Origin of the sequence: Paenibacillus psychroresistens (genome assembly GCF_009728935.1) — a bacterium.
GTDB classification, from domain to species: Bacteria; Bacillota; Bacilli; order Paenibacillales; family NBRC-103111; genus Paenibacillus_AC; species Paenibacillus_AC psychroresistens.
In genome coordinates this window covers 4,535,963-4,546,689 of sequence record NZ_CP034235.1, presented here as the reverse complement: position 1 = coordinate 4,546,689, position 10,727 = coordinate 4,535,963, and the positions used below count along the sequence as shown (strand labels likewise).

Genomic DNA, 10,727 nt, shown 5'->3' with positions numbered 1-10,727 from the left:
TATAAACTCGAATTCCATCGTTGTGCGTAAGAAGTCTCTCTGGATGTTGATTAAAAAATATAAAGTGCTTTTGATTATGACATTGCCAGGCTTTGTATATTTTCTTATCAATAGTTACTTACCCATGGTTGGGATCATAATCGCCTTTAAGAATGTAGATTTTATGAAGGGGATATGGGCCAGTGATTGGGTTGGATTAAAAAACTTTGAGTTCTTATTTAGTACAGAAGATGCATTCATAATCACTCGAAATACTTTATTGTATAACTTGTCATTTATCGTGCTTAACCTGGTATTTGCTGTCGGAATCGCCATATTACTAAATGAGATCCGACGCAAAATTTTAGCCAAGTTATATCAAAGTATTATTTTACTGCCCTATTTACTGTCGTGGGTTATTGTAGGTTATGTTGGATATAGCTTCCTCAGTATAGAATATGGGTTTATAAATAAGTGGATTATCGAACCACTCGGGCTTGATAGCATTTCTTGGTATAGTGAATCGAAGTACTGGCCCTATATATTGCCAATTGTAAATACATGGAAAAATGTTGGCTATTATAGCATTGTTTATTTGGCGGCAATTGTAGGCATAGACCAAGAATACTACGAGGCTGCTAAGCTGGATGGAGCAGGAAAGTGGCAAATGATCCGTACTATTACGATTCCATTAATTGCACCGATCATCATAATTATGACATTATTACAGGTTGGAAGAATTTTCTTTGCAGATGTTGGTCTTTTCTTTCAAGTGACTTTACAATCTGGGGCAATTATGTCGACAACAAATGTGTTAGATACCTATGTTTACCGGGCTCTACTTCAAATGGGGGATATTGGTATGGCGTCGGCAGCTGGGCTGTATCAGTCGATAATAGGTTTCATTCTAGTACTTACCGCAAATTATGTGGTTAGCAGATTTAGTAAGGAAAATTCCTTATTCTAGTTTGGCTGAGGAGAAAATAACAATGAAAACTTTGAAATTAAAAGGCCAATGGTTCACTCATCTTATGTTTATCATATTCTCTGCTATAACCATATTTCCACTTGTTCTTATCTTTGTGGTATCTATTACCGACGAAAAAACATTGACATTAAATGGCTATTCTTTTTTTCCTGAAAAAATTAATTTTGCTGCATACACATATTTATTTCATGATTCTAGTACGATTCTGAATGCTTATGGAGTCACGATACTCGTAACTGTTGTGGGTACCACACTTAGTCTCCTGTTTACATCTTTGTTTGCTTATCCAATATCGCGAAGTGACTTTCCATTTCGGAAATGGTTGACATTTTATGTTTTCTTCACATTGCTCTTTAATGGTGGAACTGTTCCTTGGTATTTGGTTTACTCGAAATATTTGGGGATTACGGATACAATATTTGCTTTAATTGTACCCAATTTGTTGGTCAATGCACTTTATGTTTTAATCATGCGAACCTTCTTTACAACAACAATTCCTCCAGGATTGATTGAGTCCGCACAAATCGATGGAGCAGGTGAGACGCGAATCTATGCTCAAATCATTCTACGTCTTTCCTTGCCAGTTTTGGCTACCATAGGATTATTCAATACATTAGCCTATTGGAATGACTGGTGGAACAGCTTGATCTTTATATCGGAAACAAGATTATTTAGCCTCCAATATTTATTGAATAAGATTTTAGTCGATATCCAAGTCATACTTAATAGTCCTGGAAATACAAGCCAGACTCGTCTGTTAGCGGATATCCCCACTGAAACAGTTCGTATGGCGATGGCAATGATTGGTTTGGGTCCAATCATAATCGCTTATCCATTCTTTCAAAGATTTCTTATACAAGGCTTGACGATTGGTGCTATTAAAGGCTAAACCTAGAATTCATATTCTAGTTGGCATAGATATTCATATCATAGGAGGGTTTTCAATGAAAAATGCAAGAAGACGTATTCAGATGTTGCTGTTAATGCTGATAATGATTTCCTTAGTAGCAGCAGGGTGCAGCAAGGCAAATGATAAAGTGGAGCCTAGTAGTGTATCAGTAGACAGTACTATTGCTCCAACTGTTGAACCAGCTAAAGCGACTGAGGCTCCTGCTCCAACCACAGCAAAGCTTGATCCTTATAAAATTGTCTTGGTTATGCCTGGAACTAATCCCAAAGATCAGGATCTTGTAATGGCTGAGGTCAATAAAATTTTAACTGAAAAAATAAATGCAACGCTTGAAATTCAAGGGATCGATTGGAGCGCATGGGGAGATAAAACAAACTTAATGTTTGCATCCAGCCAAGCATTTGACCTTATCTTCTCGGCAGGATGGTTCGGTTATACGAAAGATGTTGGTAAAGGGAACTATTTAGCTATTGATGACCTAGTCAATCAATATGGGCAAGATTTCCTTAAAACGATTGATCCTGCAGTTGTGAGTGCAGCGAAAGTGAATGGCAAATTATACGCTATGGTTGCTAACAAAGAATTTGCAGCAGATAAAGGTCTTACACTGCGCAAGGACATCGTTGACAAATATAAATTTGATCTTACTAAAATCAAAGATCTAGCAGATATGGAGCCCCTGTTCAAAATTGTTAAAGATAACGAAAAGGGTATGACACCGTTCTATAATAACGGAGGTTCTTCCCCATCAGCCAGTATTCTAGATTATGGCTATTATGATATCTTAGGTGATGGACCTGGGGAATTGCTGCGTACTGGTGAAGGACTTAAAGTCATTAATAAAATTGAAGATCCTAAGTATATGGAATATGCGAAACTGATGAACAAATGGATGAAGCTTGGTTATGTCAATAAAGATGCAGCAACCTTACAAGATCTTGGTAAGGCACTAGGGGCAGGAAAAGCCTTTGCAACGACGGGCTCATATAAGCCAGGTTCTGCTCTTGAGAACAGTCGGTCACAAGCTACTGAGCTAGTCGAAGTACAGTTAGCAACACCATTTACATCGACTACAGATGCGACGAGCGCCTTAATCGCTGTATCCCGTACTTCGAAGAATCCGGAAAGAGCTATGATGTTCATGAATTTGCTCTACAATGATAAAAACCTTATGAACTTGATTGTTAATGGTATCGAGGGCAAGCATTATGTTGTGAAGTCGGGTGAGATCATCGATTATCCAACTGGGCTTGATTCCGCTACAACTGGGTATCCAAACGGAAAGAACTGGATGATCGGAAACTTGCCATTGATTCATGTTTGGGCAAATGAAGATCCTAACAAATGGCAAGCTTATATTGATTACAACAAAAGTGCAGAAAAATCAAGAGCTTTAGGTTTTACCTTTAATGCAGAACCAGTAAAGAATGAAATTGCGGCTGCAAGTAATGTGGAAAAAGAATTTAAAAATGTGATTGTAAGCGGCTCCGTAGATCCTGAGGAATTCATTCCGAAATATCTTGCCAAGCTTAAAACGGCTGGTTTGGACAAAATTATCGCTGAAAAACAAAAGCAATTGGATGAATGGGCTAAAACGAAATAAATAGTGTCTATGTAATATCCTCCCTTTACCTTTGATTACAAGGGTAGAGGGAGATTTTTATTGATCATCTAGGAGGTATTGAATAATGATGGATTTCACTAACCAACCAATAGACCTTTCATTTAGAGAGGAAGCTTTTTTGTGCTTTGATGCAGTTAAACGGGATAGAAAGCAAGAGTCACAGGCAATATTGGAACGCATGGTTTTCAGGTTGAAGGCGTCGGAGGCTAATGCATTGGACTCTGCCTACTGGCTTTGGGCTGCTGGGGAATATGCCAATCAAAATGGGGACAAAGCGATTATTGAGGCATCTAATGAGCGAATTGCTACGTATATCGATTTGATCGAACGAAGCTGGAATAAGCCGGATCAGCACTGGCTGCGTGAAGGGGAAACAGGCTTATTCTTAAGCAATTTAGCTATTTATTACGGAGCATTACGTTCCATTAGTAATTTACATCGCTCAGAAAGTGCGCAGAGAATTTGTAAAGAAATTCGTGAGCTGACATTTGCAGCTTTCATGCGGGGGAATCATTTCATTAGCCGTCAGGGCTCTGAAGAGGTTTGGGAGGATATTATTGCAGCGGCAGTACCTTTTGGACTGGTGAGTGCAGGGGATTTAGCGATGCTCGACGCGATCAGTTATTTGCAGGAAGCGGATATCAAGGATGATGCAGCGGCATTGATGTCCTGGTTTTACAGTGAAAGTGGGCAGCTTGTACGAGCTAAGCAATTTTTGGATAAGGCAACTGAAGGGAGTACGAGTGATTCAGTTCTAATCACATTAGCTGCCAATCATTTGGCACAGAAAGTGGCTGGGCTATCCAATGCTCAAGGGATTCATTTTAATCATGATCCACTTGGCAGTGAGAGTCCTTATATTTTTGCTAATAATGAACGTTCACCGCGTTTGGTAACTCAGGGCGAGAAAGTGACAATTCGAACGTTTGTAGAACCATTTGATGTGGCAGTTCCGGTTAATTTGGAGGTAATAGTAAATCATGCAGAAGCGCAACTATTCTTAATGGAAGCCGTGCAAACTCCGGAGGGTGAACAATTCTGGGAAGCTGTTTTGGTGCCATTTGATGATTTTTCAGAGGTTCAGTACCGATTTGCTGTGATCCAAGACAACCAAGCTTATGACTCAGAATGGTTTAAGTTTGAGGTTTTAAGATGGTTGGATATTGATAAGGTTGTGTACGTTGCAAAAGCAGATCGTCAGGTTGCTGTCTATTTGGACTCACCACTCCAAGGCGGGTATAAATCTGTTTTGACTATAGGAGAGAATGTGGATGGGCTAGTTAACTGCCAGTTCGCGTTAGTTGATCAAGTGGCGCTTAAGAGTTTTGAAAACGCAGAAGTGGATGGCTGCTACTCCATTGGCAATGTTGATGTTCGTGTTGCCGGAGCATCGTTATCACTACATGTAATCAATGATGAAGGCGAGGATATCTCATCGACCTATCCAACAGAGCAATTGCCTTTGCTGCAGATGCTAGTGGATCAGAGCGGCAGAGTGTATAAGCTGCATTTGAACTTTAAGCTAGTGGATGAAGAACGATTATATGGGATGGGCGAACGATTTGCTCGTATGGAATTTCGTGGCTGTGAAGTGGATAACTATGTTTTTAACCAATATAAAGATCAAGGCTTCAAAACCTATATTCCCGTACCATTCGTGCTTAGTACAAATGGGTATGGCTTATTTCTCCAAAGCTCCTTGTATTCCGTATTCAAGTTTGGGACTGTACAAACGGATTTATTGCAGATAGAAGCTGATATCCATGATAAGCAGCAATCCTTGAGCTGGTTTCTGTTTACTGGGGAACCTAAAGAGCTTGTTGCAAAATTTACCTCTATATCTGGTAAGCCCAAGCTTCCTCCTAAATGGGCATTTGGACCCTGGATGTCGAGCAACAATTGGGATAGCGAAAAAGAAGTGGATTGGCAGCTTGCGCAGACGAAGAAGCATGGAATTCCTGCAACGGTCATGGTGATTGAGCAATGGAGCGATGAATCGACCTTTTATATTTTTAATGATGCTCAGTATGTAGGAAAACCAGGTGAAGAAAGGTTCTCTTATGATGATTTTACATTTCCGGAATGGGGGAGATGGCCTAATCCAAAGAAATTGGTCGAGCGTATTCATGATCAAGGGATTAAGCTATTAATGTGGCAGGCTCCCGTGATGAAATTCATGGATGGTATTGCGCATTTGCAGCGAGACGAAGACGAGAAGGTTATGATCGAAAAGGGATATGGAGTCCGCAATACGGATGGTTCACCTTATCGTATTCCGTCCTATGAGTGGTTTCGCAATAGTATGGTGCCTGATTTTACTAATCCGGCTAGTGCGGCCTGGTGGTTCAGTAAGCGCCAATATCTGTTGGATGAAATGAAGATAGACGGCTTTAAAACAGATGGTGGCGAATGTATCTACGGCTCTGATGTACAATTTCATGATGGCCGCAAAGGCGCAGAAATGCGTAACGAGTATCCGAACTCTTACATTAAAGCTTTCTATGATTATACAAACCAACATGTAGAGGGTGGGGGGATAACCTTCAGTCGTGCTGGCTATACAGGGTCACAAAACATGCCGCTTCATTGGGCGGGGGATGAGAAATCAACCTTTGATGCATTCCGTTCAAGTATCATGGCTGGTTTGAATAGCGGGTTATCAGGAATTTCTTTCTGGGGCTGGGATTTAGGTGGCTTCTCTGGTGAGATTCCTACTGCTGAATTATTCATTCGATCTGTTCAGATGGCAGCGTTCTGTCCGGTTATGCAATATCATGCGGAAAGTATAGGCGAATTCAATCTGGATCGCACACCTTGGAATATTGCAGAACGTTCAGGTGTGCCTGCAGTCTTGGAAATTTATAAGCAATATGCAGATTTGCGGATGAACCTATTGCCCTATATTTATGAACAAGCTCAGTTGAGTGCTAATACAGGATATCCTTTGATGCAAGCCATGCTGCTCGCATTTCCTCATGACCCATTATGTCTTGAACTTACCAATCAGTATATGTTTGGCCAGCATTTATTGGTCGTGCCTATTGCTGAAGAGGGTGCGACTAAAACGGAAGTATATTTACCTGCTGGCAGCTGGTTAAATCTGTTCAATTCTGAGGTGATAGCAGGGGGCAGATTGATCACGGCATCGGCGGATATTAGCCAAATTCCCGTTTTTATTAAAGAAAACAGCGTGATCCCACTGAATCTCAATCATACTTACGAGCTCTCGAGTGATGTTGGCAGTCAGGTAAATGGATATGATCAGCTAACCTTGCTGGTTTATGTGACTTCAGAGGCGGATTATCATTTTGCGGATGATCTTGGCAATTCAATTTCATTGTCTGTTGTGAAAAAATCTCTAGCATTAGAGGCTTCTATTGAAATAACGGGAGAATATCCAGTTACCCTATTATTTAGGGGTTTAGGAACAGTAGCTGGTGTGAAACTGAAAGAGGTAGCTCAAGCTAGTGTTGTGGATTTAGAGATCTTCAAGATTGGAAGCTACTTGCAGCGCTGCGAAGATATGCTTATTACAATTCAACAAGGAATGGCTTCGATACGAATTGAGTTATGATAAAAATGCTGCTCCGGGCTATTTACAGCCAGAGCAGCATTTTTAATTATAGAAATCGCGGATACTTGCACCTTTTTAATCTCAATTACTCAGCATTGGATTTATTCATATTGCTTTGTTCGCGTTTTTGAATATTTGCTTGTGCTTCTTCAATGGTTTGTTTGCCGCTCATTACTTTTGCTATTTCATCCTCGATAATGGCATCAAAGTACCGAGTGAAATCATTTTTTGGGAGCACGGGAAAATCGTATAATGAACTGGTGACGTTCTTCATTTTATAGAAAGCATCTATTCCCTCATATTTCAGGCTATGAAGTACACTTAAATGAGTGGTTAATCCGGAATTCATTTGTGTTTTAATTTTTGCAACGGCTTCGCTATTGACATATTTGATCACTTCCCAGGCGGCATCTGGATTGGCTGCCTTTGCAGGGATGGCAAAGATTTGGCCATTACTGAAGAAAGTATTCGTGTTTGGCACTTCCTTAGAAGTGGGAGGAGTAACAATCCCAACTTTAAAACCAAGAGCTTGTGTACTTTTGCGGATATAATATTCAGTTGAATCCAAAGTCATAGCCGCTTTTCCTGATGTGAATAAATCCATTGCTTTTAGATTGTGTGGCATTATTTGATTATCTTTTAGAATAATTGTTGCTGGTTTGTGGAAGAGCCCGGACTGATAACCTTCCAATGCAAGGTGGAATACATGATTCCACTCTTTGCCATCCATGGTGACTTGGGTTGCTTCAGCATTCATGAACTTCAAACCATTCGTATTGGCAATCATATTGATTAGATATACCGGGGAGTTACTTGACATATACATTTCATGAAAGCCATAAATTCGATCTTTCTCTTTATTGGCTGTAGGAAATTGTTTAGCTAAATCAAGGATCTCATCCCAGCTCATCTGATCTGTTGGATAAGGAATATGATATTGATCAAATAATGTTTTGTTATAGAGTAGGGAGCGACTGTTAAAGGTAGGGGCAAGTCCATATATGGAGCCTTTTCCTCTATCCTTCAGAGCTTGAATGGAAGAAGGTAATATTTCGCCTAGATTCAAATGATCGCGGTTAATATATTTATCTAGATTCAGAAGCTTCCCTGCGCTGACCAATCGCTTATACTCATAATCAGAACTGATGGTAATTAAATCAGGATTTTGCTCTTTTAACATGATGTCATAGGATTCTCTATAGCTTTCTTTCAAGGCTGGAGTACGTGGAGTGCTTAATGTTATAGAAAGCTTAGGAAACTGTTGGTTGATTAACTTGCCATAATCTCGTCGAAATTCTCCTTGATCTGTATAAGAAGTTTTAATTGTTCCATTCAATTCAGAAGGTGTTTGGTACAAAGCCTGCGTAGTAGGCGGTGTATCTGAGCTCCAGGGATTTGTCTGCATGGCGAATACACTGAAAGCTATTGCGACCGCGACCGCAGCGCCGCTAAAAAGCCAAGGGCGACTGTTTCTTTTATTGTTTTTCAATCCTTGAATGGCAGTTTGGACTTGCTGAGTATTGGCTGCCATTCTTTTTTCGAGATTGGGGATATCCTGTTTTAACTCGTTTTCCCATTCCATATTCATTCTAATGACTCTCCTTCTTGAATTCGTTTATTCATTTGGGCTCGAGCGCGGTGTAGTCTTGATTTTACTGTTCCTTCGGAAATATGGAGAATTGCAGCTATCTCAGCTAAGGTGAGCTCATGATGGATTTGCAGCAAAAGTATTTCCCTATGCTTGGTGGGCAGCTTCAGTACATGCCGCCAAATATTCTGCTCTTGAAGCTGGCTCATAACCTCTTGTTCTGCAGAAGGTAAAATCTCTTGAGAACGACGTGTGCCCAACAGAATAATTTTACGGCTCCAGGCAGATTTCCACTGATCCCTAACTACATTGCGGGTAATTGTGAACAACCAGGTTTTTACAGAGGCTTGTCCACGAAAACTGTACATTTTCTCATATACTTTAAGAAATACCTCTTGCATGATGTCATCAGCTGAATTCGGGTTCAAGGTTAAAAAAAGCGCATACTTCCAAACGTCCTTTCCGTGCTCTGACATTAAATCGGTTAAAACCTGATCTTTGTTCAAACCTTCTGTGATTGCTCCTAAATAACTAAAATCCACCATTTTCACCTCTTCATTCATTGGACGACATACTCTAGTTTAGGTTCCCTTTTACTGAACTCATTTTTTTGTGTTATAATACATGACATAAAAGTTTGATTATTTTTTAGTTTTGCAATTAAATGTTATGTAACATGACATTTGTAGCTTGTTGACTCTAATTGAATACAAGGAGCGTGCGAAGTGGCCAAAATATTAATCAAGCAAGCTTGTGTGGTTACTATGAATGCAGCGAATGATGTGTTCAACGGAGATGTTCTCATCGAAAATCGTCGAATTGTTAAAATGGGACAATCTCTTCAAGAAACAGCAGATAAAGTCATAAATGCAAATGGAAAAGTGTTGCTTCCTGGTTTTGTGCAAACGCATATTCATTTATGCCAAACTTTATTTCGCGGAAGGGCAGATGATTTGGAGCTAATTGATTGGTTAAAGCAAAGGATTTGGCCATTGGAAGCTGCTCACAACGAAGATTCTGTTTTTTATTCAGCATTGCTCGGGATAGGGGAGCTGATCCGCAGCGGAACTACAACTATACTCGATATGGAAACGGTCAATCATACAAATTCAGCATTCGAAGCCGTTTCGCAAAGTGGAATTCGTGCTATATCAGGTAAAGTAATGATGGATCATGGCGATGAAGTTCCGCCAGCTTTAATGGAGAAAACGGCTGAGTCCTTACAAGAAAGTGTCGATCTCTTGGAAAAATGGCACGGTTTCGATCACGGGCGCATACAATATGCATTTAGTCCACGGTTTGTGGTCTCCTGTACTGAGGAATTGTTAATTGGTGTAAGGGATTTATCTGCTCATTATAACGTTAAAGTCCATACCCATGCATCGGAAAATCGCGGCGAGATTGAAATGGTTGAAAACGAACGCGGGATGCGTAATATTGTCTATTTGGATCATATTGGATTGGCAGGACCGAATTTAGTGCTAGCGCATTGTGTTTGGTTGAATGATGAGGAGAAACGGATTATCCGCGATCGTGGAGTGAAGGTGACTCATTGTCCGGGGTCAAATTTAAAGCTTGCTTCGGGAATTGCTGAAATTCCGGATTTATTGGCTCAAGGCATTCATGTGGGAATTGGAGCTGATGGTGCTCCGTGCAATAATAATTTGGATATGTTTCAAGAAATGCGCTTAACTGCTTTGATTCAGAAGGTACATCATGGACCTACTGTGATGGATGCAAGAACGGTGCTGCGGATGGCTACAATGGGCGGGGCGGAGGTACTTGGATTGGAGAAAGACATCGGGAGTATTGAAGTAGGGAAGCTCGCGGACCTTCAATTATTGGATCTGGATGATTTTCATACATTTCCATCCTATGATGTAGATTTATTCTCGAGAATTGTTTATTCAGCAACACGTGGTGATGTTAATACAGTAATCATTGATGGCAAAATTGTGATGGAGCATAAGATGGTTAGGACGATAGATCGCACACTTGTCTTGAAAGAAGCGGATCGTTCCATCAAACAATTATTAACCCGACTTTAAAGACGAGGTGGGATGA

Annotated in this window: 7 protein-coding genes; 5 read left to right on the top strand and 2 right to left on the bottom strand. The window is 40.3% G+C overall.

Annotated elements, in window-relative coordinates:
• Positions 1–43: 43 nt before the first annotated feature.
• From EHS13_RS20935 to EHS13_RS20920, 4 genes are all read left to right on the top strand, one after another.
• Positions 44–946: an ABC transporter permease gene (locus EHS13_RS20935; RefSeq protein WP_227014052.1), complete on the top strand. Its 903-nt coding sequence runs from the start codon at positions 44–46 to the stop codon at positions 944–946.
• 22 nt (positions 947–968) lie between these two features.
• Positions 969–1,856, top strand: a complete 888-nt coding sequence (locus EHS13_RS20930) for a carbohydrate ABC transporter permease (protein ID WP_155702259.1) — start codon at positions 969–971, stop codon at positions 1,854–1,856.
• A gap of 55 nt (positions 1,857–1,911) precedes the next feature.
• Positions 1,912–3,480, top strand: a complete 1,569-nt coding sequence (locus tag EHS13_RS20925) for an ABC transporter substrate-binding protein (protein ID WP_155702258.1) — start codon at positions 1,912–1,914, stop codon at positions 3,478–3,480.
• A gap of 85 nt (positions 3,481–3,565) precedes the next feature.
• Entirely contained in the window at positions 3,566–7,075 is a 3,510-nt protein-coding gene (locus EHS13_RS20920) for a glycoside hydrolase family 31 protein (RefSeq protein ID WP_155702257.1), read from the top strand.
• An 85-nt stretch (positions 7,076–7,160) separates the two neighbouring features.
• Here EHS13_RS20920 and EHS13_RS20915 read toward each other — a convergent pair whose 3' ends face one another.
• Positions 7,161–8,663, bottom strand: a complete 1,503-nt coding sequence (locus EHS13_RS20915; protein WP_155702256.1) for an extracellular solute-binding protein — start codon at positions 8,661–8,663, stop codon at positions 7,161–7,163.
• Complete coding sequence (locus EHS13_RS20910; RefSeq protein ID WP_227013456.1) at positions 8,660–9,226, bottom strand: RNA polymerase sigma factor; 567 nt, start codon at positions 9,224–9,226, stop codon at positions 8,660–8,662. Before EHS13_RS20910 ends, EHS13_RS20915 begins: the two co-directional genes overlap by 4 nt.
• 162 nt (positions 9,227–9,388) lie before the next feature.
• Here EHS13_RS20910 and EHS13_RS20905 point away from each other — a divergent pair, with 162 nt between their 5' ends.
• A complete protein-coding gene (locus EHS13_RS20905; RefSeq protein WP_155702255.1) occupies positions 9,389–10,711 on the top strand; it encodes a 5'-deoxyadenosine deaminase in 1,323 nt (440 codons plus the stop codon).
• Positions 10,712–10,727: the final 16 nt, after the last annotated feature.

Bases quoted from the DNA above. Each gene is read 5' to 3' on its own strand.
- EHS13_RS20920 (WP_155702257.1), top strand. From the start codon at position 3,566: ATGATGGATTTCACTAACCAACCAATAGACCTTTCATTTAGAGAGGAA.
- EHS13_RS20910 (WP_227013456.1), bottom strand. From the start codon at position 9,226: ATGAATGAAGAGGTGAAAATGGTGGATTTTAGTTATTTAGGAGCAATC.
- EHS13_RS20935 (WP_227014052.1), top strand. From the start codon at position 44: ATGTTGATTAAAAAATATAAAGTGCTTTTGATTATGACATTGCCAGGC.
- EHS13_RS20915 (WP_155702256.1), bottom strand. From the start codon at position 8,663: ATGAATATGGAATGGGAAAACGAGTTAAAACAGGATATCCCCAATCTC.
- EHS13_RS20925 (WP_155702258.1), top strand. From the start codon at position 1,912: ATGAAAAATGCAAGAAGACGTATTCAGATGTTGCTGTTAATGCTGATA.
- EHS13_RS20930 (WP_155702259.1), top strand. From the start codon at position 969: ATGAAAACTTTGAAATTAAAAGGCCAATGGTTCACTCATCTTATGTTT.